The sequence below is a fragment of the Pseudomonas sp. R45(2017) genome (genome assembly GCF_002112305.1).
GTDB lineage: Bacteria > Pseudomonadota > Gammaproteobacteria > Pseudomonadales > Pseudomonadaceae > Aquipseudomonas > Aquipseudomonas paraglycinae.
Window position 1 is genome coordinate 573396 of sequence record NZ_NEHH01000002.1, and the last position, 23493, is coordinate 596888.

The following is a 23493-nucleotide window of genomic DNA, read 5'->3' on the forward strand; positions in this document are numbered from 1 at the left end:
ACGATGGCTACAGGGAAATATCCAGCCGAGCGATTTTGCCCTGTTCGTTGAGCCGGAACGTGTAGCGCAGCTCCAGCGGACTGCCGGGGAACGTTCCGGAGATCAGCCCTTGCACCAGCACCTTGCCGGTGCGCTGCTGGACGCCGAGTACTTCGACCCGTGGCTGATAGCGCTGGGCGGTGTCTTGCATCCAGTCGGCGATGGCCTGCGGGCCGACCTGATGATGGCCTTCATCGAACACATGGGCATCCTCGGCAAAAAAACTGCCGACCCGGGACGTATCGCGAGCATTGGCGGCGTTGATGTATTCAACGATGGCCGGGGCGAGGATCGAGGTGGGGTGGAACATGATTACAGCTCCTTTTTTCGGGTTCTGTCGCCATCCTAGAACAGCCCTGCGTCAATTCCTGTCAGGAGTGAAACGGCCATTTTCGTCCAGTTGCATCTGCCGCTGCCAGGTGCGCAACAGGTCGCTGCGCCGCCCCGGATAGCGCTCGCCCTGCAGGCTCGCCGCGGCAATCCGGTCGGTGCGAAAGGTGCGATAGGCGCCGCGCAATTCACACCACGCCACGATGATCCGCACCTCATTGAGAAAACCCAGCGCCAGCGGCCAGATCAAGCGCTGGCTCTGCACCTGCTGCGCATCGGCGTAATCGATGTGCAGCTTGGACTGATCGCGGATCGCGTGACGGAAAACGTTCAACGGCACCGCGTTTTGCGGAAAACCGTAACCCGGCGGCCCGGGCATGACGGTCGGGTTGCGCAGCGCTTCCTGGGCCTGCGGGTCCAGCACCGCAGCGATTTTCGCCAGCGCATCCGCCGCAGCCTTGCTCAGCACCTCGTCGCCACGCTGATCGACATAACGCAGGCCCAGCACGATGGCTTCGGTCTCGTCGGCGTTGAGCATCAGCGGCGGCAGAAACAGACCGCTGCGCAATACGTAACCGATGCCCGCCTCGCCATGGATCGGCGCGCCGAGTGCGATCAGTTCGGCGATGTCGCGATAGAGCGTGCGTTCGGAGATTTCCAGCTCGCAGGCCAGCGTCGCCGCGGTCACCGGGCGCTTCTTGCCACGCAGCACTTGCAACAGGGTCAACAGGCGTGTGGTTCGCGACACGGTGTGAGGCTCCGGGCAAAAATTTGCCGGAGCTTAGCAGAGCCTGGTGTCAGAAATTGTCAGGAGCTTTCACCAGGCTCGGAGGTGATCACGCGTCGACTTTGTGCCGGGCCGCGTACAGGCAAAGCATCTCCATGGCCAGGGTTGCCGCCGCCAGCGACGTCACGTCCGCGTGGTCATAGGCCGGGGCCACTTCCACCACGTCCATGCCCACCAGATTGATCCCGCGCAGGCCGCCAAGGATCTCCAGCGCCTGCACCGTGCTCAACCCGCCGCACACCGGGGTCCCGGTGCCCGGTGCGAAAGCCGGATCGAGGCAATCGATGTCGAACGTCAGGTACACCGGGTTATCCCCGACTCGCGCACGAATCGCCTCGACGATCGCTTCGCAGCCGCGCCGATGCACTTGCCGCGCGTCCAGCACCTGAAAGCCCTGATGATCGTCGTTGGTGGTGCGCAAACCGATCTGCACCGAACGCGCCGGATCCACCAGCCCTTCCCGCGCGGCGTGCCAGAACATGGTGCCGTGATCGACCCGCTTGCCACCCTCGTCCGGCCAGGTGTCGCTGTGTGCATCGAAGTGGATCAGCGACAGCGTGCCGTGCTTGCGCGCATGGGCCTTGAGCAGCGGGTAACTGATGAAGTGGTCGCCACCAAAGGTGAGCATGGCGCTGCCGGAGCTGAGGATGTGCTCGGCGTGAGCCTCGATGCTTTCCGGAATGGTGTGCGGCGAGCCGTAATCGAAGTCGCAATCGCCGTAATCGATCACCGCCAGATGATCGAACGGGTCGAACGCCCACGGCCAGTGCCGTTCCCAGGCAATCCCGGTGGACGCCGCACGAATTCCGCGCGGCCCGAAACGCGCGCCGGGACGGTTGCTGGTAGCGGTGTCGAACGGCACACCGCTGACCGCCACGTCCACGCCGCGCAGGTCGCGGCTGTAGCGCCGGCGCATGAAACTGGTGATCCCGGCGTAGGTGCTTTCGGCGGCGGTGCCGAAAAGGCTGTCACGGGTCAGGGCCTGATCGTTTTGCATGGGCACGTCCATCGGTGTGTTCCTGTTGTTATGAAGGGCTATTGGCGGCTACGGAAAGTGGTCCACAAGCGCGTGCGCTGACGCATGTCCTTGAGGCTCATGCTGTGGTCGGCGTACAGCCGCTCGCGCACTTCGGGTTTCGGGAAAATGTCCGGATCGTTGCGCACCGCTTCGTCCACAAGCGGCGTGGCGGCCTGGTTGGCGGTGGCGAAGAACAGCGTATTGGTCAGCGCCGCCACGGATTCGGGGCGCAACATGAATTCGATGAAGGTGCGTGCGGCTTCGGGGTGCGGCGCGTCTTTGGGGATGGCGAGGTTGTCCTGCCACACCAGCGTGCCTTCCTTGGGAATCCGGTAAGCGACCTCAAACGGCTTGTTGGCCTTGCGCGCCTGATCGGCGGCCATGCTCGCGTCACCGTTGTAGGTCAGCGCCAGGCAGACGCTGCCGTTGGCCAGATCGTTGATCTGCCGGCCGGTGGCGACGTACAGCACCGAGGGTTGCAACTTCTGCAACAAGACCTCGGCGGCGGCCAGATCGGTCTTGTCGGTGCTGTAGGGATCTTTACCGAGATAGTGCAGCGCCAGGCCGATCACTTCCTGAGGCGAGTCGAGAATCGCAATCCCGCAATCCTTGAGTTTGCTGGCATATTCCGGCTTGAACAGCAGATCGAGGCTGTTGAGCGGCACGTCCGGCAGCCGCTTTTGGACTGCCTCGACGTTCATGCCCAGGCCGAGGGTGCCCCAGGTGTAAGGCACGCCGTAGCGGTTGCCGGGATCGACCGCCGTCAGTTTTCCCAGCAGATCCGGATCGAGATTGGCGTAGCCCTTGAGCCCTTCGTGAGGGATTTCCTTCAGCGCGCCGGCGGCCAAACCACGGGCCAACACGCTGGACGATGGCACCACCACGTCATAGCCACTGCCGCCCGTAAGCAGCTTGGTTTCCAGCACCTCGGAGGTATCAAAAGTGTCGTAGCGCACGTGGATGCCGGTTTCCTTTTCGAAGCGCTGCAAGGTTTCAGGCGCCACGTAATCGGCCCAGCTGTAGAGATTGAGGGTTTTCTCTTCGGCCTGGGCGGCGATGGAGACGGTAAGCAACAAAGCGGGCAAACACAGCTTGAAGACGGGAGCCATGACGAACACCTGACCGAAGGAAGTGGTGGCAGGATGCGCCGTCGGATACATTCGAGAAATATCAAGTTTGTTAACCTGACTTTATCCCGGAGTAATGTGATGCTCGGTCAGCTCCACGATGTCGATCTTCAGCTTCTGCGGCTGTTTCTCGGCGTGGTCGAATCCAATGGTTTCAGTGCTGCTCAAGGTGAACTGGGCCTGAGCCAGTCGAGCATCAGCCAGCAAATGGCCAAGCTTGAAACCCGTCTCGGCTATCGGGTGTGCAACCGTGGCAAGGCCGGTTTCAGCCTGACGCCCAAGGGCGAACAGCTGTTGATTGCCGCCCGGGCGCTGTTCGATTCGATCGAAACCTTCCGCCATCAATCCAACGGCGTCGCCGGACGATTGATCGGTGAAGTGCGGCTGGGTCTGTCGGAAGCGGTCGATCAGTCGGTGCTGCAACGGGTGGCGGATGCGATCCGGCGGTTTCGCGAGCGGGACGAATCAGTGCGCATCGAACTGATCAGCGCCATGCCCGGCGAAATGGAGCGTCTGTTGCTGCAACAGCGGCTGGACCTGGCCATCGGTTATTTCTCCCAGGTGCAGAGCGCGTTCGACTATCGCGAGCTGTTCAGCGAAACCCAGCATCTGTATTGCGCCCCCGGTCATCCGCTGTTTACCGACGATGCTCCCGATGACGCCGCGTTGCTGGCCTGCGACCGGGTCGATCACCCCTACCGGTTCCTGCGCAGTGACGAGCCGTTTCAGGGCAAGGTCTGCTCGGCGCGCTCGGAACAGGTCGAAGGCACCCTCGCCTTCATTCTCTCCGGCAAGCACGTCGGTTATCTGCCCAACCATTACGCCCGCCAATGGCAGGAAAAGGGCCTGCTGCGACCGGTGCGCGAAGGCGAGTTGAGCTTTGACGTGGCGTTCCATCTGGCCCGCCATCGGGCGCAGGTGCCCGGCGATGCACAGAAGGCTTTTGAAGAAGATCTGCTGTCAGCCTTTGGTCGAACCTGATCATTTTTTGGAACGCGGAGCGTCCCCGGCTGCATTCCCACGCAGAGCGTGGGAACGATCATGCGTTGCCCTCGCCCCTCGCTTACGGCATCCTGCGCACCCATTTTCCGACCCGGCCCCGCATTGCGGCACGCAAACCACCATGACCGTCTCTGAAAAAGCCCCGCGCAACAACGATCTGATCTACGGCCTCAACGACCGTCCGCACTTCACCGCAACGGTGTTTGCCGCCCTGCAACACGTGCTGGCCAGCTTCGTCGGCATCATCACCCCGACCCTGATCATGGGCGGTGCCCTCGGCCTGCAAAGTGAAATCCCGTACCTGATCAGCATGGCGCTGTTCGTTTCGGGCCTCGGCACCTTCGTTCAGGCCAAGCGCTTCGGCCCGGTCGGTTCGGGGCTGCTGTGCCTGCAAGGCACCAGTTTTTCCTTTATCAGCGTGATTCTCAGCGCCGGTTTCATGGTCAAGGCCCGGGGCGGCGGCACCGATGAAATCCTCTCGACGATCTTCGGCGTGTGCTTCTTTGCCGCGTTTATCGAAGTGGTACTGAGCCAGTTTATCGGCAAGTTGCGCATGCTGATCACCCCGGTGGTTACCGGCACCATCATCACCCTGATGGGCCTGTCGCTGATCAAAGTGGCGATGACCGACATTGCCGGCGGCTTCGGCGCGGCGGACCTGGGCGCGGCCAGCCATGTATTCCTGGCAGCGCTGGTGCTGGGCACCATCGTGGTGTTGAACCGGGTTGATGTGCCATTCCTGCGCCTGGGGGCGATTGTCATCGGCCTGACCCTCGGCTACGTGGTGGCGTGGCTGATGGGCACCGTGGATTTCGCCAATCTGCCGCAAGTGCCGGTGGTCAGCGTGCCGGTGCCGTTCAAATACGGTTTCAACTTCGACTGGGTGGCGTTCGTGCCGGTGGCGGTGATTTTCCTGGTGTCGCCGCTGGAAGCGGCCGGTGACCTGACTGCCAACTCGATGATTTCCCGGCAACCGGTCAAGGGCCCGCTGTACATCCGCCGAATCAAGTCCGGGCTGCTCGCCGATGGCCTCAACTCGGCCATGGCGGCGGTTTTCAACAGCATGCCGATGGTGACTTTCGCCCAGAACAACGGGGTGATCCAGCTCACCGGCGTCGCCAGCCGTTACGTGGCGTTCTTCATCGCCGGCCTGCTGGTGTTGCTGGGGCTATTCCCGATGATCGGCGCGGTGCTGCAACTGATGCCGAAACCGGTGCTCGGCGGCGCAGAGCTGGTGATGTTCGGCACCGTAGCCGTGGCCGGGATCAAGATCCTCGCCGAGGCCGGCCTGCATCGGCGCAACATGCTGATCGTGGCGATTTCAGTCGGCATGGGCCTGGGCATCGCCGCCGTGCCGGAAGTGCTGCGCGAACTGCCGCAGGCGCTGCGCAACATCTTCGAATCGCCGATTACCGTCGGTGCACTGTGTGCCATCGTGCTGAATATCTTCCTGCCGGAAGAATTCATCGAACTGGAAGAAGATGACTTCGACCCGGAAGCCTCTATCCTTCAGGTCATGGAAAACCCCGACCTGCCGGCCAAAGCTGAACCCGCATCAACGGCCGCTGTCGCACAGTTGAACCGTTGATCCTGTCCGCTCGATGAAAAAAGGGCTGATACCGGCGACGGTTCAGCCCTTTTTCAATGAGAGAGCATCAATGCGCCGCCTCCATGCCGTCATCCTGTCCCTGCTTCTGCTCTCCCTCAGCGCCTGCGCGCTGTTTCCCAACCGCGACCCGGTGAACATCAACGTGGTCGGCCTCGAACCGCTGCCGAGCCAGGATCTGGAAGTGCGCTTCGCGATCAAGCTGCGGGTGCAGAACCCCAACGAAACGCCCATCGACTACAACGGCATCGCGCTGGATCTGGAGGTCAACGGCCACTCCCTGGCGTCGGGGGTTAGCGATCAGAGCGGCTCTATTCCACGGTTCTCCGAAACCATCGTCAGCGTCCCGGTGAGCATTTCCGCGTTCTCGGTGCTGCGCCAGACCTTGGGCCTGAGCCAGACGCAAACCCTCGACAACCTGCCCTATGTGCTGCGCGGCAAACTTGCGGGCGGGTTGTTTGGCACGATGCGTTTTGTCGACACCGGCAAGCTGAGTCTGCCGAGAGCCAGTGCCGCAACCTGGTAAAGATGCGGTAGCCTGCAGCGTTTACTATCAGAAACATGGAAGCCGCAGGTTTATGGAAGACATCCCCACGCTGTACACCGAACGACTGATCTTGCGTCCGCTTGAACTGGCGGACGCCGAGGCCATCCAGCAGCAATTCCCCCACTGGGAAGTGGTGCGTTATCTGAACATCTTCGTGCCCTGGCCTTATCCGGACGACGGCGCCCTCACCTACCTGCGTGACATTGCGCTGCCTGCCATTGCGGCAGACAAAGAGTGGCACTGGACGATTCGCCTAAAATCGGCGCCAGAGCAATTGATCGGCAACATCAGCCTGATGGACGAGCCGGACAACCACCGTGGGTTCTGGCTCGCCCCGGCCTGGCAGGGTCAGGGCTTCATGACCGAAGCCAGCGAAGCCGTGACCCGGTACTGGTTCGAAACCCTCGATCAACTGTTGATGCGCGTGCCGAAAGCCGCACCGAACCTTGGTTCGCGAAAGCTCTCGGAGCGCAACGGCATGCGCTTGATCCGCACGGACGAGGATGACTTTGTCGGCGGTCGCTTCCCGCGGGAGATCTGGGAAATCACCCGCGAAGAATGGCGGCGCCGACAATCCGTCAAACCGTGAAACGCACGCCCGGTTTAGCCCGCTCGTCGACGCTTAACTCGAACACATCCGGCCGCGCATAGTGGCCGACCACGTCGTAGTCGTAGCGGGCGCGCACCAGTTCTGCGGTATCGATTTCGGCGGTGAGCAGTCCGGCCTCGCCGCGCAACGGCCCGGCCAGCACGTCGCCCATCGGCCCGACGATCACGCTGCCGCCGGCGATCAGCGGTCGATCCCCCGGCCAGTTGGCAACTTCCACCCCCAGTTCATTCGGCGAGGCCTGGACCTGACAGGCGCTGACCACAAAACAGCGCCCTTCATGGGCGATGTGGCGCATGCTGACCTGCCACATCTCGCGCTCATCCACAGTCGGCGCGCACCAGACCTCGATGCCCTTGGCATACATCGCCGTGCGCATCAGCGGCATCATGTTTTCCCAGCAGATCACGGCGCCGAGCTTGCCGACCTGAGTGTCGAGCACCGGCAGCGTCGAACCGTCGCCCTTGCCCCAGATCAGCCGTTCGGTGCCGGTAGGCATCAGCTTGCGGTGTTTGGCCACGAGTCCTGCCTGCGGGTCGAAATACAGCGCGGTGCAGTGCAAGGTGCTGCCGGCCCGTTCGATCACGCCGATCACCAGATTGGCCCCGGTGCGTGCCGACAGACCGGCCAGCGCTTCGGTTTCCGCACCGGGCACATCGATAGCGTTGGCGAAGTAACGGGCGTAGGCCTCACGGCCTTCGGGCAAGCGATAACCCAATTGCGTGCCGAAGCCCTCGCCCTTCGGGTAACCGCCGAGCAACGCTTCGGGCATCACCACCAACGCGGCGCCGGATTCGATGATCGCGGTTTCCCAGCTCAGGATCTGTTCCAGGGTCTCAGCCTTGCCACCGGGCAAGGCGCCGATCTGCAGGGCGGCAACGATTGATTTGGGCATGGCGGTCACTCCGTGAAGTTCAGGTGTTGCTCATTCTCCGGCGCCACGGGATCATGAATAAAGACCGATCCACTGCTGAATGATATGAGCCAAATGAATATCGCGACCGTCGACCTCAACCTGCTGAAAGTCTTCGAAGCGCTGCATGAAGAGTCCAGCGCCAGCCGCGCGGCGTTGCGCCTGGGCGTGACCCAGTCGGCGGTCAGCGCGGCCTTACGGCGGTTGCGCGAGGTGTATGGCGATCAATTGTTCGTGCGCACCGGCCGGGGACTGGCGCCGACGCTCAAGGCCAACCAGTTGAAACCAGTGGTCAGCGATGCGCTGAATAAATGTCGGCAAAGCCTGGCCATGGTCGACCCGACCGCCAATCATTACGAAGGACGCTCGGTCACTGTGGGCCTTTCGGATGACTTCGAGATCGCTTACGGCCGGCGGCTGATCGAGGAAATCGCCCGCCGCGCGCCGAAACTGCGGCTGATCTTCCGCCAGACCCACAGCCAGATCGTCGCCCGGGCACTGATGGAACGCAGCATCGACTTGGCAATTACCGCCGGCGGGTTCGCCGAGCGGCTGCTCAGCCGTCAGGTGTTGGGTGAAGGGGGTTACGCGTGTCTGGTGGATCCGGCGAGCCTTGCGCCGGGCCAGCAGCAGATCGATCTGGAGGAATTCGTCACTCGCGAGCACCTGCTGGTGTCGTCGGGCGGTTTTATCGGGATCACCGATGAAGGGCTGGCGGCGCTGGGCCGCAGTCGCCGGGTCTGCGCCTCGACCACGCATTTCGCGGCATTACCGCACCTGCTCAAGGGCAGCGATGCGGTGGCGACCATTCCGACCCACGCCGCGCAGGCCATTGCTTCAATGAGCGGGCTGGCCCTGCTGCCCTGCCCGCTGGCGCTGCCGCGCTACCCGATCGAACTGGGCTGGCGCACCAGCACCCAGATCGATCCGGTGGTGCTGACGGTGCGCGAAGCGATTGGCGCCAGTTTCAGGGCCGAGTGATTACTTGTTGGCCGCCATCAGGCGATTGACTTCACTGCGCACCATGTTGGCGAATTCCGGAGGCGACATGCCGTCCAGTTCAGCGCGAACGAACTCGGCCCATTTGCCCTTGCGCTTGGAGCGCTCGCCGAACAACCGCGCGGCTTCGCCCTTGGCTTTGCCCAGATTGTTCTGCCAGAGTTCGAACAGTCGGGATTTTTCATCTTCCAGCGCGGCGCGCTCTGCGAGGGATTTGTCGGCCAGATTGAAACTCATCGGGAATTACCTGCTGCATGAAATGGCGACATCTTACACTCTGGACGGAAACCTCTGACGCTGGTTTTTGCTCCGGATGGAAAATCGCTGCAACTTTTCAAGTCGCGCCACACTCCATTGTTCACTGTCCATTCACCTGCAAGGAGTCACCCAATGGCCCGCAAAAGCGCCGTTCAAGCCGCTGAAGACCAAATCAAGGATCAAGCGTTCAGCGAACTTCAGGCTCTGATCGAAGAGTCGGACAAACTGCTCAAGAGCAGTGCTTCACTGGTCGGCGAGGAAGCGGAAACCCTGCGCGGACAAATCGCCCTGAAATTGCAGCAGGCACTGGATTCGGTATCCAGTGTGCGTGACCGCACCAAACCGGCGGTCGACGCTACCGAGAGCTACATCGGCGGCCACCCGTGGCAGACCGTGGCGATTTCCGCCGGGTTCGGTCTGGTGGTCGGATTGCTGCTCGGTCGCCGCTGAGCGCGAACAAAAAAGGCGAGCCCTCGGGCTCGCCTTTTTCATGCCCGGCACACACTCATTCGCCGGCCAGTTCACGCAACTGCGACAGGGTCTGTTGATCCAGTTCGATTCCTTTGGCCAGTGACTTGGCCCGCTGCAAATGCCGCCGATCACCCGGCAAGCGCTTGAGCCCCACGCTGTGCATCTGCCGCACAAGTTCCTGACTGCGTTCGGCAAAGCTTTGCCCGGCAGTCTTGCTTGGGTCGATCACGATCAGCAACTGACCGGTCCACGGGGTCTTGGCCCCCGGATGGTTCTTCCAGTCGAACTCGAACGAGAAATTGCCGCCGGTCAGCGCGGCGGCCAGCAGCTCGACCATCATCGACAGCGCCGAGCCTTTGTGCCCGCCAAACGGCAGCAATGCGCCGCCTTCCAGAATCGCTTTCGGGTCGCAGGTCGGCTGGCCGAGGCTGTCGACACCCATGCCCGCCGGCAGCTTCTCGCCCTTGCGCGCGGCGATCTGCACGTCGCCATGGGCGATGGCGCTGGTGGCCAGGTCGAACACGATCGGCGCACCGTCAGCCCGTGGCGCGGCAAAGGCAATCGGGTTGGTGCCGAACAATGGCCGGTCGGCACCGTGGGGCACCACGCAGGTCATGCTGTTGACGACGCTCAACGCTACCAGGCCTTCATCGGCGAAAGGCTCGACGTCCGGCCACAGCGCGGCAAAGTGATGGGAATTGCGGATCGCCAACACCGCGATCCCGGCACTGCGGGCCTTTTCCACCAGCAGCGCACGTGCCGCCGCCAGCGCAGGCTGGGCAAAACCGTTGCCGGCATCGACGCTGACGAATCCTGAAGCCACATCCTCGACTTTCGGAACAGCCTTGCCGTTGACCCAGCCGCTGTTGAGCGTCGAGACATAACCGGGGATCCGGAATACGCCGTGACTGTGCGCACCGTCTCGCTCGGCATTCGCGCAATTGGCGGCTAGCGTTCTGGCGACTTCGGCGGAGGTGCCGTGACGGGTGAAAATCCTTTCCAGCAATTGAGTCAGCTCGTCCAGGGATACCGTGGACGAGACCGCATGATCGTGTGGCGCAGACATCTGAAGCTCCAGAGTAATTATTGGAGGGAACAACAGCGAACGAACAACCCGCCTGAGGATTAACCATGGCCGGCCGGTTGCCTGTCAACCCCGCAATATTTATCTACCACCCTCGCCTCCGTCACCCGCCCTAGCCTTGCGTCTCGACCCACCCGCGTGCGCCAGCGCACGCTCCCGAGAGACTCGACAATGTCTGCCCCCATCAAACCCTTGTTGTTCCCCGAAGTCTTTGATTCCCCCGGACTCTGGACCGAGCTGGGCAAGGCCCATGGCCTGTCGGAGCACGAATTCAGATGGCTCGCCCATGCAAAGCTGTCCACCCATGCCTTGCGCAGCCAGCAGACCCCGGCCATGCGCGCCGAGCACATCCTGCTCAATGTTGGCAAGGGAATGCCGCTGCCGTTGCCGGGTGCGTTCGTTCTCGGCGAGACGCCCGTCAATAAAGCCCAGATCCTGTACACCGTGTATGACGGCCTCAAGAAGTACCCTGACCGCGCCGACTTGAAACAACAGTTGGAGCGGCGACTGAACAATCCTGACGACCAGGCCAATCTGTTTGCGTTCCTGTCGTTGCCGCAACGCAAGCGGCTGTTCGATGCCGAAAACATAACGGTGTCGTTCAGCCTCATCGAAGGTGATGTATTCGATGAAACCACCGTGGCCATCCAACAGGCGCAAGTTCTGAATACGCAGGCCATGCGTGCGGAGCTGGAGCAGTTGCCGACGCTCAATCACCTGCTGGAAAGCATTCTGGATGAATTGCTCAAGTCGCATTTCGGCAGCTTGCAGCAAAACCGTACCCGCGTCGGTTTCTACACCCTGGACGATGCCACCGGCGCCGATGCCGCGACGCCGACCAGACACTGGCTCGACTCCATGAGCCTGAGCGATGCGGTGCTGTTGCATTACCGGCATCAACAGTGGCCGACCGCCGCACTGCGGGAGTTCAGCAACCCAGGCAGATCCGTCACCAAAGGCGATCAAGCGCAATGGGAAGAGGCTGTCAATAGCGCGTCCGGCATGTTGCCAGCGCTGCTTTTCCGGCAACTGGAACGCTATTGGAATGCGGCATCTGCAGACGGCGCGCCGCGCCGCACGTTCTTCGCCGACGTGCTGCAAGACCAGGCACGCAGCGAATGGATGATCAAACGCGAAAGCGGCATTCTCGATGCAACACAGTTCAACGCACTGCATCAGCTGATAACGCACGACGCGCAAGGCCCGCAACGCCCTCTCACCGAAACCGTGCGGCTCTGGGAGCACGAAGCCAACTACGTCGAACTGGCGGGGTCGCTGATGATCAGCGCAAGCCAGGCATTTCTTTACACGCCGGTGCAGGGCCTGCAAGTTCTCACCGACTACAAAGACCTGAAACAGACGTTGCAGAGCAAGTTCATTGCCAAGGGCCACGAAGACGAACTCTACGGCCTGCTCAGCCTTGACGAGCGCAACCGGTTTCTGGGTTTCGACCAGCCGCAGGTGTCGGGAGACCGGATCATCGGAGAAATCTTCAAGATCCTCTTCGAATTGATCATCACCAAGCAGCGGCAAAACATCGAATACGCCTTGCAAGTGTTTCGCCACAGCGATGGCGCGGTGAATCTGCAGGCCCTGTTCGACAAGAGCCTGGACATCCGCTCGATGATTCATGAGCGTTTTCTGGCGCTGAACAGTGCAGGTCGATGGAGCACGCATCCGGTGCTGGCAGGCAACCAGCAACCCTCTCAGGTACTGGCAGACAAGGCGCGCGCGGCGATCAAGACATTCAGCAGCGTCGAGGGCCCGCTTGTCGCGATGCTCGAAACACAACCCATGGCGCATCAGGAGGCCCAACGGCCGTTTCTCGAAAGCCTGAAGTCAATGCTTGCTCATGCATGGTTTATCGGTGTCACCGGCGAAGCCCGATTGCGGGTGCTGGGCGACAGCCTGTCGGCCTCCGTACAGGCAATTGTCAACACCGTGATCAACGCTGATCAGCCGACCCGTGCGTTGCGGCACTCCCTCGAGGGCTTTCGCCCCGATGCCTATACATTCAGCCTTGAGTCTTCCGGTCAGCAGGATCTACTGCCGCTCGCCCACTGCCTGCTGATGACCGAGCGCGGCGGCCTGGACGCCAGTCACTCCGGGCGGGCAGTGATCTGGACGCCCGCGCTGGGCATTGAAGTGTTCGACACTGTCGCCGCTGCACGGCGCATGCTCGATCAGCGGCTGCTGCACAGCGTGCAACGTCTGTCGTTACTGGAAAACCTGCTGCCCGCGCAGTTTCAGCCCCACCAGCGCTACACCCTTGGGGCATTTCAAATCATCGAACACAACGTGCTGCACAATCGCGTGCAATCGGCCATCGAGCATTTTCTCGGGCGCTGCGAGCAGGTGCGCACCCGCGTGAAAGATCCCGTCAGGCGCAACAATGCTCTGACGAAACTGCGCAATCAGGCTTTTCACACCAACCTCAAACTGGCGACAGCCCATGCCCGGGCCATTGCCACACAACAGACCTACCCGGCGTGGCTGGGCATGGCAGCGAACGCGGAACAGAAACTGCACGTAGAACTCATGGAGCAGTGGCGCCAGAGTGTCGTCGACGACAAGGACTACCTGACAGGCGTGCCGACGCTGGTCAGCCATGTCGAGCAGACCTTGAAATCACTGCTCGACAGTCGATTCCCCAAGAGCGGGCTCAATCCCCGGCACATTCAGATAACGCCCAATCTGGCGCTGGCCGGGCCCGCCAGAAACCTGGTCGAGTTTGCCCTCAATCACATCAACATCGCCCAGGGCACCGGTTTCAAGGTCACCTCGAGAACCACCCAAGCCCTTCCGGACGGGCTGAACCAAAGCGCCGTGACACAACTGCTGCTGTCCCTGGCGATACCGACCACCTACAGCGACAAGGTCCGTGAGGCGCTATCGACGACATCAGTGGCGGGTATGGCCCGACAGCAGGTTTTTTTCCGCCAGGTGCCCTGGCAATTGCTGCAACACGCTCATGCACTGAAACTTCAGCAGCATTTGTCCGAGAAAGCCTTCAGTTACATCCGCCAGGTACTGGACATGCCGGATGCCATCGCCCGCGCCGCCGTCGCCGGGACACACGCGATCGTGTGTCCGCTGTCATTGATCAAGACGGAAAAGGCCAACGCCGTCGAAGCATGTGGACTGTATGTGCTGGCTCCCGGTACCGGGCACAAAGGCCCGTTAGTGCTTTATACCCCGTATGCGGAGCAGGCCTTTCACGAATTCCCCGATGAACAGGGTCTGATCGCCGCCCTGAATATTCCGGGGCTGCTGCAGAACCTGTTGTTCCGTCGTCTGCCACCCACACAACGCGCAACATTTCGCAGCCTGTTCGCCGACACCCTTGGCCAGACCAGTGAAATAACGCTCGATTACCGCCCGATCGGGGGCAACCTGCTGGAGCGGCTGTTCCAGGACAACCTCGATGTGTTGAAGCAGATGCTCGGGTCGCAGAAAGACAGCGACGGGCAATCCGACTGGGACAACGCCAAAGTCCTGTTCAGTGACGAGATCAAACAGGTCACGGACATGTTGCAAGGCAAACTCGCCTATGGGCGCTTTCTCTGGCAAGCCTACGACGAATTCAAGGACTCGGCCGAAGCCCTGCAGAATCATCATTGGAAAAGAGCACTGAAATCTTTTATCGACGGCGCGGAGCAGATGGTGCTTGTCGGCCTTTTGCCGGAAATGTCGGCCGAAAGCGCAGTGAGCGCCGAGGTCGGCGAACAGACGCTCGCAACCGGCACTGGAAAAGTCGAAAAACCGATTGCACCGACCTTGGGCGAGATCGAAACCACCTCGCCACAACGCACACGCCTGCAGCCTTTCGAGGCGAAGGATGTCGCGCTCAAGGACCTCACGTACAGCGCGGCTCAGGGCGTCTATCAGAACGCCGCGAACAACCGCAGCTATGCGGCCGTTGATGGCAAGGTCTACCGGGTCGTCAAGCAGGGTTCGGCCTGGCAATTGGCCAAAGCTGAGGAACGCGGCCCGTTGCTGTTGAAAAGCGGTTCGCGGATGGTACAGATCGCGCACGGCCAGACCGTTCATTTCGGCAAAGCCTTCTCCAGAATGCTGGAGCACAACAAATACACGCGCCTGCGCCGCACGATGCTCAACATCGAAGCGCACGGCATGGAAGAAATCACTCGACGCTACCCTGAAAAAGCGCGGGTACTCGGGCACGCAGTGGGGCTGGCCCGGGATTATGCGTTCAACTGCCTGCACAACCTGGCGATTCTGGACATAACCGCTGTGCCCGGTGGACGGGTCAATCGGTTTCTCATGGAGTTTTTTGATGTCCCGCGCCTCACAACGCAGATCCTGGCCAGGATAAAAACCGCGATCTTGCCGATCTGTAACGCCCTGGTAGATCCCGCTGATGATTTGCTCAACACCGACCGGTTCATCGTCGGTTCGACCAACTGGTTCCACGACGTGATTGCGTTTGTCCTCGATGGCGATCTGCAGAACAAGGTCCATTTCACCCAGCACTTTTTTGACCAGGACCTGGGTGACTACGTCCCCGTCGTTGCTCAAGGGTTTGATATTGACGGCCATGCGCAAGCCGAAACCCTGATCCACGAACTCGCCCATCAACTGAGCAACGCCTGGGATATCGCAACCGTACGCGGGCGTGAGCCTTTCTGTGACCTGATATCGGCGGTGACACCCGACGGTGCGAAGTTGCTCCGGTCGTTGCAGGACGAACGGAGAATGGCGCTGTCACTGGCCACACCCCGGGCACAACTGTTTGCGGAATGGAATCCGGATCGCGCGATCTGGATCGACTTTGACAGGATTCCCGAAAAAGAGACCACGGCTGCGGAAATTTTCAAGCAAACGAACAGTACGACAATGAACGAGGCGCGCAATGCGTTCATGGATCAGCAGTCATCGGATGCCCGTGTCGGCGTCATCTTGCACAATGCCGACTCGATTGCGCTGCTGATCTGCGAAGTCGGCCGCCAGCTGGATCCTGTCCCTACCGTCTGATCCGCAAAAAAAATGCGCAGGCTCGACACCTGCGCATTGCTCGACAACCGTGAGACTCAGTCCTTCTGGTCACGCAGGACGTTGCCCGATGCACCGTCGATGCGGAATTCGTATACCACACCGTCAGCCTTGCGCCCTTCCCCTTTCCAATAGCCGTCATTGTCGGCCTCGATCTCGTAGACCTCGACATAACCGGCCTTGGTCTTGACGATCTCGATGGCCTTCTCGATGGTGATCCATCCTGCGCCAGGACGGTCAGCCAGTGCCGCGCCTGCACTCAGAAGACTGGCGGTGGCGACGAAAGCGGCCAAGGTTCTTTTGATCATTTTTTCACTCCATTTATGGTTAATGTTCGCGGGACGTCCTGGTTTTTGGGGCGTCTGAGCGAAAAAAAGTTCCACGTTTGATGGGTAATTGCCATGACGGTTGTTCTCGGCACCTCCCCCCGAGGTTAGAATGCGGGAAATCAGGATGAGTCAATGACCCAGAACACCCTCTCGGAAGCCGAATACGATGCGATCACCGATGCCGCCGCGCATTGGTGCATGCGTCTGCACGCCGTCGATTGCACCGCTGAAGAGCGGCAGGCGTTCGACCAGTGGCGCGATGCGCACCCGCTTCACGCGTTCGAATATGAGGCGATGCTGGAGATCTGGGATGTCGCCGAACATTTGCCACGCCCGGAACCTGCGGTAGTCATACCCATCACTCCGCCGGCCCGGACGTGGCGCCAATACGCGGTGGCTGCCTCCGTTTGCGCGCTGGCGCTCCCGCTGGCGGCCTGGACCGGGTGGAATCTGGGGTGGCTGCCCAACAGCTATCAGCACTTCGCCGCCACCGACAATGTGCGCCACGTCACTTTGGGCGACGGCAGTCAGGTCGAGCTGAACCTCAACACCGAACTGACCTACAGCAATTACAAGGACGAGCGTCGCGTCACCCTGAAAAAGGGTGAGGCCTTCTTCGAAGTCAGCCATGACCTGAGCCACCCTTTCGTCGTCAGGGCTGCAGAAGGCAGGATTCGCGTCACTGGCACCCGTTTCAACGTCTGGATGTATGAGGATCAGGTGAAGGTCAACTTGATCGAAGGTTCGGTACTGGTCACCAGCAACGCTCAGCTGCCAGGCGATGGCTTGCGCCTCGGCCCTTCGATGCAGGCTCGCTACCGACACGGCGACTTCATGCCGCAAATCAGCCAGACCTATGCCAGCGACACTTCGCTGGCCTGGCGCAACGGCAAACTGGTACTCGACAACCTGGCGCTGAACGACGCGCTGCCGATGATCAACCGTTACCTGGACAAACCTCTGATGCTTGCCGATAGCGCGACCGGATCGATCCGGGTTGGCGGCATCTACAACATCAAAGAGTTGAACAGCTTCGCAAGCTCACTGCCCAAAGTCCTGCCGGTGTTCCTGACCCGAAACAAGGACGGCAACCCGGTGATCAACCCGATGCCGCAGCAACCGCCAAAAAACTGAAGGCCGGTCCCGTGAGGGAGCGGCCTTCTGCTTTTGCGGTTATCGACGGGTTGAACAGCTGATTACTGCGCCGCGACTTTCCCCGCCTTTTCCAGATTCATCACGCACGGTCTGCACCTGATACTGCGGATCTGCCTTGATCTGCTGCTCGGTGAATGGCAACACGCTCCACTGTTTCTTCGAGAACGCCTCGGTCTGGTCGCGGGAATACTTCGACGCCGGATCACTGGACAGCGAGAACGCCAGCAAACCCTGGGCATGCGGCCCCTTGTCGTCGAACGTCACGACTTGCAGGTAACTGGTGCCACTGACCACTTCCAGCTTGCCGTCTTCACGGGGCACGCTCTGGATCGCGTTGTAGATGCCCAGCGTGCCCGGGCCACCGTGGATCGGCGTTTGCTGACCGCCACTGCTGACCACCTGCACATCGCCCCAACGGGTTTTCTCGGTCAGGCCCATTTTGGTGGCGGACTCGGCCGACGCCAGCATGGCCTCGCGCAGTGCCTTGGCCACTTCGGGCTTTTCAATGGCCAGTCCGCGCGGGGTGTGTTGCGCATCCTTCGGATCGAACGCCACACGCCAGGCCTGCGGCGATTCCTGCATCGCTTGCATGATGGTCTGGAAATGCACCAGCCCGATGCCCGACTCCAGATTCGCCCGGCCGTCCCACGCTTTCAGACTGCTGCACACCGATTTCAGCGCTGCCTCAGGCTGGGAAGCACAGAACTTCAACAGATCCGGCACCACCTGAGTCGCCAGGAACACCTGATCGTCCATCACCATGTGTTGCAGGTCCTGCACCGACACCGGGCCTTTCTTGCTCAGGGTCGCCAGACGATCCAGCGCAAAGCGCGAGCGCAGGCCCAGAGGCTGGCCGTCCTGACTGATCAGCGGCGAGAAGCCGGTCAGCGGTTGCGCCGGGTTGGCCAGCCACGCCGAGTCGTTGGAGTGCTGGACGAAGTCCTTGCGCAACAGCTGCGGCAGTTGGCTGGACGCGTAAATGCCCTTCTGTGCGGCTTGCGGGTCGATGTCCCAGGCGCAGGCGCTGCTGGAGCCGTCGAGCACGATCATTTGCAGGCCCATACGCGGGTCGCTGCACCTGGCCAGTTTGTCGGCACTTACATTCGGCACCACCGACAGGTTCATGTACAGCGTCTGGCCCTTGTCATCCACAGCCAGGGTGTTGACCCACGGGATGCCCTGGATGGTATGCACCGAATCCTGCAAATCCTTGAGATTGCCGGCGCGGTTCATGGCGTACCACTGTTTCAGCACCCGGTCGTTGTCGAGGTTGGCATCGCGCAGGCTATAGGCGTACTGATTGTTCCAGTCGAGCTTGCCAGGCCACTGCACGATCGGGCCGAACTGCGAACTGTAGACATCCCGCTGGACCGGCACCACCTGCCCGTCCGCCTGTTTGACCTGCACCGTGACCGTCTGCTTGTTCATCGGCAGGGACTGGCCGTCGAGCAGATAACGGGTCGGATCCTTCGGATCGAGTTGCAGACGATACAGGGTGAAATGCTTGGACGAGTCGACAGTGTGGGTCCAGGCCAGGTGCTGGTTGAAGCCGATATTGATCATCGGCAGGCCCGGCAGCGCCGCGCCCATCACATCGAGCTTGCCCGGAATGGTCAGGTGCATCTGATAGAAGCGCATGCCGCCGACCCACGGGAAATGCGGGTTGGCCAGCAGCATCCCGCGGCCATTGAACGAGCGCTCACTGCCCACCGCCACGGCGTTGCTGCCACGATCCAGGGCGAAGCGTTGCTGGCGCGTTTCAGCCAGTTGATAAGCCCGGGCATCGTTTCCAATCTGCGCAGTGGCCTGCGGGGGTGTAGCACCTGCCAAGGCTTCGGCGAACTGGCCGACACCGCCCTCGACCAGCAGGCGACGGGTCAGCTTCACCAGGTCTTCGGCAGCGATGTCGCGCACCCATTCGCCCTGGCACTGCTGGGGCAGTCCCTGCTGACGGCGCTCGGCCAGATAACGGTTGTAGCCGGCGGCATAACCTTCCACCAGATCACGCACTTCCACCGGTTGCGCCTGCCAGAAGGCATTCACGGCCTGCGGCGTGTTGAGCCACTGGAAGAACACGTCGCTGACGCGGTTCTCGCGCTCTTCGACGGTCAGCTGCTCCGGCCCGAAATACCGCGACCGCTCGCCATTGACCGTCACGATCTCGTTGGCCAGCAGACAGAGATTGTCCTGCGCATAGGCATAACCGATGCCGAACCCGAGACCACGTTCGTTTTCCGCGCGGATGTGCGGTACGCCAAAACCTGTGCGACGGATATCGGCGCCGGTCTGGCCGGAAGGGCTGAATGCCTGCGCCGACAGACTCAGCCCGAGAAACAGGCCGGCAAGGGTCAGTCCGGTGAATTGCCTGGAAATAGTCACGCTCGCTCCTGATCGAAATGCCGAAGAGCGAACCGCCCGCCACCGTGAACACGTCGGGCCCGGCTCGCTCTGAAATCACCCACGCGTCACGCGCAATGAGCCTGTCCAGAAAACGAAGCCGCGGAAAAAAAATTTAGTCGGCCACACATCCGTCTCGAACCGTAATCACGGGGAAAAGACGAAACGACGACAAATTTTCTACATTTTTCGCTTCATGATTTGTCGAGCTGAAACGTCTTGTTTAGAGAGAGCACAAAAAACCTTTCCTGATCAGGCTCTGAAAGGAGTAATCGCATGTACAACCCACCCCTACCATCGGAAGGTAGCCAGACCCCACAAGGAGCGCCCATGGGTTCGCACGTCGACGTATTCGGGCAACGGGTCGAGCGTCACGGCAATGAGCGCATCCGTTTGCTGCTTAAAAGCTTCGGCCTGCGCACCAGTCTGATTCGCCTCAAAGTTATCGACACCCTGCTGGTCGCCGCCGAGGACGACCGTCGCCTGGGTGTGCGTGGCGTGCATAGCCAACTGCTGGATCTGGACATTCCGTTGTCCTTTCTCAGCGTCCGCGAAGTGCTCAAGCGCCTGTGCGCCGAAGGCGTGATCACGTTCAACGACGACAAGAGCTACAGCCTCCATCCCCAGGCTGCCGCGGTGCTCAACAACGATTGAAGCACCCGGCAGATGCCGTCAGGGCTTGACCTTGCGGCGCATCACGCCGTTGATCACCACGACCACCACCGCCACGCCGATGGCGATGTACTGGAACGTTTGCTCGCTGAGCTTGCCGGCGTTTTGCAGCCAGGACAGGCCGAGCATGATCAGCAGTACGGCGACGGCGATCAGAATCGAATATATCAAGCGTTGCTTATGGGTCATTACAGGTTCCTGAACCGTTGGAATGTATCGGATTTGTATCGGCGTTGATGCCATGCGCATACCGTTTGACGGGGATGCGCCGCTGTAAACGGGGTCTCATGTTACAGCCGATGAAGAGCTTTGGCTTCAAACGGCGTTAACCATGAGGATCCTTGAAATGCTGCGTCGAATCACCTGGCTGATTCCTGTCCTTGCACTGCTCACCCTGAGCGGCTGCATTATCTTTCCCCACGGCGGCTGGCATGGCGATCATCGCCACTATGGGCCTGGCCCGGGCTATTACTACCATCGTTAAGTCATCTCACGGAAAGGATGCCAGCGTCCGTCCGTTCAAATGCAACAACGGATTTTAGCGTCAGGAAAAATGCCCACAGGAATGTGGGCTTTTTTTATCGATCGGCGATCAATGCTGTAGGGCGCTTCACCTGTGCAAGCAAGAAAGTCTCCCTCTGCAACATCACGCATAACGAAGTCACAGACCGTCACACCAACGACGTAGGAACAATGACTTCCCCTCCCTACCCTTTGCGCTCCCTCTCAACTGTCCAGGAAGCGCATGCAAAGAACTCTCATCAACCTCCCGCCGCGCCGGGCGCTCGGCTTCTGTCTGGCCATCACGCTGTTCGAATGGCTGACCTACATGGCCAGTGACATGGTCATGCCGGCCATGCTGACCGTCACCCGGGATCTCGAAGCCGATGCCGCTCACATCCCCAACGCGTTCAATCTTTACCTGATCGGCGGTGTCTGCCTGCAATGGCTGATCGGGCCGCTGTCCGACCGGTTCGGCCGGCGCCCGCTGCTGCTGGGCGGTTGTGCGCTGTTCGGCGTGACCTGTGCGGCGGCTGTCGCCACGCCCGGCATCGAAGTGTTCAACGCCCTGCGCCTGTTGCAAGGCATGGGCCTGGGGTTTGTCGTAGCGGTCAGTTACCCCGCGCTTCAGGAAGTCTTCTGCGAGGCCGATGCGGTCCGCCTGATGGCGCTGCTGGGCAATGTCGCCCTGCTTTCGCCCCTGCTCGGCCCGCTGCTCGGCAGTCTGCTGCTGGAGTGGCTGAGCTGGCGCGAGTTGTTTCTCGGTCTGGGCCTGATCGCGGCACTGACCTGGATCGGACTGCATGTCTGCATGCCAGAGACGATCGGCGTTTTGCGCCACGATGGTAGTCAACAAGCACCGATTCCTTTCTCATTTCGCCAGATCAGCAGTCGCTACCTTGCACTGCTGCGCAATCACCGGTTTGTCGGCATCTGCCTGGCGCTGGGTTTGATGAGCCTGCCGCTGATTGCCTGGATCGGACTGGCGCCGCTGCTGCTCGTGCAGTTACTGGGACTGACCACGCGCGAATATGCGCTGTGGCAGATTCCGGTGTTCTCGGCGGTCATTGCCGGCAATCTGATCCTTGATCGACTGCTGGCCTTGCGGGATCTGCCGCAACTGATTCGTCTGGCGCTCTGGCCGTTCTGCCTGGGTTTGCTGACCCTGATCGTCACTGCACTGACCAGCCTGTCCCTTGCAGGCTTGATGACCGGCCTTGCGTTGTACGCCGTGGGGCTGGGCATGAGCAACGCCGCGCTGTACCGGCTCGCACTGTTTTCCAGCGATGACAGTAAAGGCCTGGTGTCTGCAGCAATCGGCATGATCTCGATTGCCGTGATGGGGATAGGTGGTTCGCTGATCGCTGCCATCGGCGGCGGTAGCCGTGTCGAATCCTTCGCCCTCTGGGCGGCACTGGGCGGTCTGCTCAGCCTGCCCCTGCTGTACCGGTTTCTGCCACACGTCCCGGCAGATTCCGCCTCTTCAACATAACGACAAGGACGCCTGATGATTCACTTCCCCCACTGCGACGCGCTCTGCGCGTTGACGCAACCCTATTGCCCGGATTCCGTGCCGGACGGACTGTTTAACCAGGCCATGGCCGAAATCAGCCGGTTTCACAGCCAGCACACTCCGGGATACGAACACTGGTTGAATGCCAACGGCCTGAACGCAGGTGACCTGGACCATCTGGATGACTGGTCACGCCTTCCGCCGATCTTCGCCAGTTATTTCAAGCGCCAGGTCCTGCTCAGCCCCACCGGGATGGACGCGCTGGAACTCACCTCCTCCGGCACCAGTGGCGAGAAAAGCCGCATGCGTTACGACGAACGCAGCCTGGGGGCGGCCCAGAACATGGTCGAGCGGATTTTCCAGCACTATGACTGGGACACCCCGCACACTCCGTGCAACTACCTGCTGCTGAGCTATGAACCCGAGGGCAGCATCAGCCTGGGAACGTCATTTACCGATCAGTTTCTATGCCGCTTCGCCCCCGTCAATCGTGTGGCCTACGCACTGCGCCGTACGGGCGGTGGTCATGAATTCGACGGCTTTGGCGTGATCGCTGCCTTGCAGTCCTTCGCCGAAGAAGGTTTGCCGGTACGGATCTTCGGCTTCCCGGCGTTTCTCTGGCAGACCCTGCAACGCATGCAGGCGACCGGGATGGCTGATCTGCAACTGGCGCAAGGCTCGTTGACGCTGTTTGGCGGCGGCTGGAAAACCCACGCGGCGCAAGAGATTCCCCGCCAGCAACTGTACGAGCGCATTCACCGCCAATTGGGCATCGAGATGTCCCGCTGCCGTGACGGCTACGGCGCAGTCGAGCATGCGGTGCCTTATCTAGAGTGTGCTCAGCACCGTTTCCATGTACCCGTCTACTCGAAGGTTTTCGTGCGCCATCCCGCTGACTTTACGGTTCAGCCTTACGGTCGTCAGGGCTTGCTGAGCTTTGTCTCGCCTTACATCTCATCAAGCCCCGCGCACGCGGTGGTCATGAGCGATCTTGCCACCCTGCATCCAGGCGCCAGTTGCGGCTGCGGGCTGACCGGCGACTGGTTCGAACTGCATGGCCGCGCCGCCACCACGGCCGGTCGAAGCTGCGCCCTGGCCGCCTCTGAACTGCTTGGGAAGCATTGA

General features: G+C 61.0%; 22 protein-coding genes. 12 read left to right on the plus strand and 10 right to left on the minus strand.

Going from position 1 to position 23493, the window contains the following annotated elements; translation table 11 throughout:
- Positions 1-7: 7 nt before the first annotated feature.
- The 4 genes from CAF74_RS06805 to CAF74_RS06820 all read right to left on the minus strand — a co-directional run bounded on the left by CAF74_RS06805 (position 8) and on the right by CAF74_RS06820 (position 3283).
- Positions 8-349, minus strand: coding sequence for a nuclear transport factor 2 family protein (locus CAF74_RS06805; protein ID WP_064596354.1), 342 nt, complete (start codon positions 347-349; stop codon positions 8-10).
- Positions 350-400: 51 nt separating this feature from the next.
- Positions 401-1117 carry a YafY family protein gene (locus tag CAF74_RS06810; protein WP_085745794.1) on the minus strand — a complete coding sequence of 239 codons (717 nt, stop codon included), beginning with the start codon at positions 1115-1117 and terminating at the stop codon, positions 401-403.
- An 88-nt stretch (positions 1118-1205) separates the two neighbouring features.
- The gene (gene speB, locus CAF74_RS06815) at positions 1206-2165 is read right to left on the minus strand and encodes an agmatinase (RefSeq protein ID WP_085745795.1); all 960 of its coding nucleotides are present in this window, start codon (positions 2163-2165) and stop codon (positions 1206-1208) included.
- Positions 2166-2191: 26 nt separating this feature from the next.
- Positions 2192-3283, minus strand: coding sequence for a polyamine ABC transporter substrate-binding protein (locus tag CAF74_RS06820; RefSeq protein ID WP_085745863.1), 1092 nt, complete (start codon positions 3281-3283; stop codon positions 2192-2194).
- 99 nt (positions 3284-3382) lie between these two features.
- On the opposite strand from CAF74_RS06820, the gene CAF74_RS06825 reads away from it, so the two are divergent.
- The 4 genes from CAF74_RS06825 to CAF74_RS06840 all read left to right on the plus strand — a co-directional run bounded on the left by CAF74_RS06825 (position 3383) and on the right by CAF74_RS06840 (position 7045).
- Positions 3383-4282 carry a LysR family transcriptional regulator gene (locus tag CAF74_RS06825; protein ID WP_085745796.1) on the plus strand — a complete coding sequence of 300 codons (900 nt, stop codon included), beginning with the start codon at positions 3383-3385 and terminating at the stop codon, positions 4280-4282.
- A 142-nt stretch (positions 4283-4424) separates the two neighbouring features.
- Complete coding sequence (locus CAF74_RS06830) at positions 4425-5891, plus strand: nucleobase:cation symporter-2 family protein (RefSeq protein ID WP_085745797.1); 1467 nt, start codon at positions 4425-4427, stop codon at positions 5889-5891.
- Positions 5892-5961: 70 nt separating this feature from the next.
- On the plus strand, positions 5962-6435 hold the full coding sequence (locus tag CAF74_RS06835) for an LEA type 2 family protein (RefSeq protein WP_085745798.1): 474 nt from the start codon (positions 5962-5964) through the stop codon (positions 6433-6435).
- 52 nt (positions 6436-6487) lie between these two features.
- On the plus strand, positions 6488-7045 hold the full coding sequence (locus tag CAF74_RS06840) for a GNAT family N-acetyltransferase (protein WP_085745799.1): 558 nt from the start codon (positions 6488-6490) through the stop codon (positions 7043-7045).
- On the opposite strand, the gene CAF74_RS06845 is transcribed toward CAF74_RS06840, so the two are convergent.
- Positions 7035-7958 (minus strand): carbon-nitrogen hydrolase family protein, encoded by a 924-nt coding sequence (locus CAF74_RS06845; RefSeq protein WP_085611692.1) that lies wholly within the window; start codon positions 7956-7958, stop codon positions 7035-7037. The two genes, CAF74_RS06840 and CAF74_RS06845, sit on opposite strands and share 11 nt — an antisense overlap.
- Positions 7959-8042: 84 nt before the next feature.
- On the opposite strand from CAF74_RS06845, the gene CAF74_RS06850 reads away from it, so the two are divergent.
- Positions 8043-8957 carry a LysR family transcriptional regulator gene (locus CAF74_RS06850; protein ID WP_085745800.1) on the plus strand — a complete coding sequence of 305 codons (915 nt, stop codon included), beginning with the start codon at positions 8043-8045 and terminating at the stop codon, positions 8955-8957.
- Here CAF74_RS06850 and CAF74_RS06855 read toward each other — a convergent pair whose 3' ends face one another.
- Positions 8958-9212 (minus strand): hypothetical protein, encoded by a 255-nt coding sequence (locus tag CAF74_RS06855; protein WP_007957535.1) that lies wholly within the window; start codon positions 9210-9212, stop codon positions 8958-8960.
- 153 nt (positions 9213-9365) lie between these two features.
- On the opposite strand from CAF74_RS06855, the gene CAF74_RS06860 reads away from it, so the two are divergent.
- On the plus strand, positions 9366-9683 hold the full coding sequence (locus CAF74_RS06860) for a YqjD family protein (RefSeq protein ID WP_016982860.1): 318 nt from the start codon (positions 9366-9368) through the stop codon (positions 9681-9683).
- A gap of 55 nt (positions 9684-9738) precedes the next feature.
- Here the strand turns inward: CAF74_RS06860 and CAF74_RS06865 are convergent, their stop codons facing one another.
- Positions 9739-10770, minus strand: a complete 1032-nt coding sequence (locus CAF74_RS06865) for an Ldh family oxidoreductase (protein WP_085745801.1) — start codon at positions 10768-10770, stop codon at positions 9739-9741.
- Between the two features lie 189 nt (positions 10771-10959).
- On the opposite strand from CAF74_RS06865, the gene CAF74_RS06870 reads away from it, so the two are divergent.
- Positions 10960-15783: a dermonecrotic toxin domain-containing protein gene (locus CAF74_RS06870; RefSeq protein WP_085745802.1), complete on the plus strand. Its 4824-nt coding sequence runs from the start codon at positions 10960-10962 to the stop codon at positions 15781-15783.
- 56 nt (positions 15784-15839) lie between these two features.
- Here the strand turns inward: CAF74_RS06870 and CAF74_RS06875 are convergent, their stop codons facing one another.
- Positions 15840-16109, minus strand: coding sequence for a PepSY domain-containing protein (locus CAF74_RS06875; protein WP_085745803.1), 270 nt, complete (start codon positions 16107-16109; stop codon positions 15840-15842).
- A 153-nt stretch (positions 16110-16262) separates the two neighbouring features.
- Between CAF74_RS06875 and CAF74_RS06880 the strand changes: the two genes are divergently transcribed.
- Positions 16263-17264 carry a FecR family protein gene (locus CAF74_RS06880; protein WP_085745804.1) on the plus strand — a complete coding sequence of 334 codons (1002 nt, stop codon included), beginning with the start codon at positions 16263-16265 and terminating at the stop codon, positions 17262-17264.
- Between the two features lie 39 nt (positions 17265-17303).
- Here CAF74_RS06880 and CAF74_RS06885 read toward each other — a convergent pair whose 3' ends face one another.
- Entirely contained in the window at positions 17304-19664 is a 2361-nt protein-coding gene (locus tag CAF74_RS06885; RefSeq protein ID WP_139832892.1) for an acylase, read from the minus strand.
- Between the two features lie 294 nt (positions 19665-19958).
- On the opposite strand from CAF74_RS06885, the gene CAF74_RS06890 reads away from it, so the two are divergent.
- A complete protein-coding gene (locus CAF74_RS06890) occupies positions 19959-20336 on the plus strand; it encodes a fe2+ zn2+ uptake regulation protein (RefSeq protein ID WP_085745805.1) in 378 nt (125 codons plus the stop codon).
- Between the two features lie 18 nt (positions 20337-20354).
- Here CAF74_RS06890 and CAF74_RS06895 read toward each other — a convergent pair whose 3' ends face one another.
- Positions 20355-20543 carry a hypothetical protein gene (locus CAF74_RS06895; protein ID WP_007957552.1) on the minus strand — a complete coding sequence of 63 codons (189 nt, stop codon included), beginning with the start codon at positions 20541-20543 and terminating at the stop codon, positions 20355-20357.
- Between the two features lie 157 nt (positions 20544-20700).
- Between CAF74_RS06895 and CAF74_RS29225 the strand changes: the two genes are divergently transcribed.
- From CAF74_RS29225 to CAF74_RS06905, 3 genes are all read left to right on the plus strand, one after another.
- Positions 20701-20838, plus strand: coding sequence for a hypothetical protein (locus CAF74_RS29225; RefSeq protein ID WP_007957554.1), 138 nt, complete (start codon positions 20701-20703; stop codon positions 20836-20838).
- 261 nt (positions 20839-21099) lie between these two features.
- Positions 21100-22347 (plus strand): MdfA family multidrug efflux MFS transporter, encoded by a 1248-nt coding sequence (locus tag CAF74_RS06900; protein WP_085745806.1) that lies wholly within the window; start codon positions 21100-21102, stop codon positions 22345-22347.
- A 15-nt stretch (positions 22348-22362) separates the two neighbouring features.
- Positions 22363-23493, plus strand: a complete 1131-nt coding sequence (locus CAF74_RS06905) for an acyl-protein synthase (RefSeq protein ID WP_085745807.1) — start codon at positions 22363-22365, stop codon at positions 23491-23493.

What these genes read in the sequence shown, in the direction of transcription:
- CAF74_RS06860 (WP_016982860.1), top strand. Translation starts at nt 9,366, where the DNA reads ATGGCCCGCAAAAGCGCCGTTCAAGCCGCTGAAGACCAAATCAAGGAT.
- CAF74_RS06890 (WP_085745805.1), top strand. Translation starts at nt 19,959, where the DNA reads ATGTACAACCCACCCCTACCATCGGAAGGTAGCCAGACCCCACAAGGA.
- CAF74_RS06880 (WP_085745804.1), top strand. Translation starts at nt 16,263, where the DNA reads ATGACCCAGAACACCCTCTCGGAAGCCGAATACGATGCGATCACCGAT.
- CAF74_RS06875 (WP_085745803.1), bottom strand. Translation starts at nt 16,109, where the DNA reads ATGATCAAAAGAACCTTGGCCGCTTTCGTCGCCACCGCCAGTCTTCTG.
- CAF74_RS06825 (WP_085745796.1), top strand. Translation starts at nt 3,383, where the DNA reads ATGCTCGGTCAGCTCCACGATGTCGATCTTCAGCTTCTGCGGCTGTTT.
- CAF74_RS06820 (WP_085745863.1), bottom strand. Translation starts at nt 3,283, where the DNA reads ATGGCTCCCGTCTTCAAGCTGTGTTTGCCCGCTTTGTTGCTTACCGTC.
- CAF74_RS06900 (WP_085745806.1), top strand. Translation starts at nt 21,100, where the DNA reads ATGCAAAGAACTCTCATCAACCTCCCGCCGCGCCGGGCGCTCGGCTTC.
- CAF74_RS06895 (WP_007957552.1), bottom strand. Translation starts at nt 20,543, where the DNA reads ATGACCCATAAGCAACGCTTGATATATTCGATTCTGATCGCCGTCGCC.
- CAF74_RS06840 (WP_085745799.1), top strand. Translation starts at nt 6,488, where the DNA reads ATGGAAGACATCCCCACGCTGTACACCGAACGACTGATCTTGCGTCCG.
- CAF74_RS06905 (WP_085745807.1), top strand. Translation starts at nt 22,363, where the DNA reads ATGATTCACTTCCCCCACTGCGACGCGCTCTGCGCGTTGACGCAACCC.
- CAF74_RS06870 (WP_085745802.1), top strand. Translation starts at nt 10,960, where the DNA reads ATGTCTGCCCCCATCAAACCCTTGTTGTTCCCCGAAGTCTTTGATTCC.
- CAF74_RS06855 (WP_007957535.1), bottom strand. Translation starts at nt 9,212, where the DNA reads ATGAGTTTCAATCTGGCCGACAAATCCCTCGCAGAGCGCGCCGCGCTG.
- CAF74_RS06865 (WP_085745801.1), bottom strand. Translation starts at nt 10,770, where the DNA reads ATGTCTGCGCCACACGATCATGCGGTCTCGTCCACGGTATCCCTGGAC.
- CAF74_RS06835 (WP_085745798.1), top strand. Translation starts at nt 5,962, where the DNA reads ATGCGCCGCCTCCATGCCGTCATCCTGTCCCTGCTTCTGCTCTCCCTC.
- speB (WP_085745795.1), bottom strand. Translation starts at nt 2,165, where the DNA reads ATGGACGTGCCCATGCAAAACGATCAGGCCCTGACCCGTGACAGCCTT.
- CAF74_RS06850 (WP_085745800.1), top strand. Translation starts at nt 8,043, where the DNA reads ATGAGCCAAATGAATATCGCGACCGTCGACCTCAACCTGCTGAAAGTC.
- CAF74_RS06845 (WP_085611692.1), bottom strand. Translation starts at nt 7,958, where the DNA reads ATGCCCAAATCAATCGTTGCCGCCCTGCAGATCGGCGCCTTGCCCGGT.
- CAF74_RS06805 (WP_064596354.1), bottom strand. Translation starts at nt 349, where the DNA reads ATGTTCCACCCCACCTCGATCCTCGCCCCGGCCATCGTTGAATACATC.
- CAF74_RS06830 (WP_085745797.1), top strand. Translation starts at nt 4,425, where the DNA reads ATGACCGTCTCTGAAAAAGCCCCGCGCAACAACGATCTGATCTACGGC.
- CAF74_RS29225 (WP_007957554.1), top strand. Translation starts at nt 20,701, where the DNA reads ATGCTGCGTCGAATCACCTGGCTGATTCCTGTCCTTGCACTGCTCACC.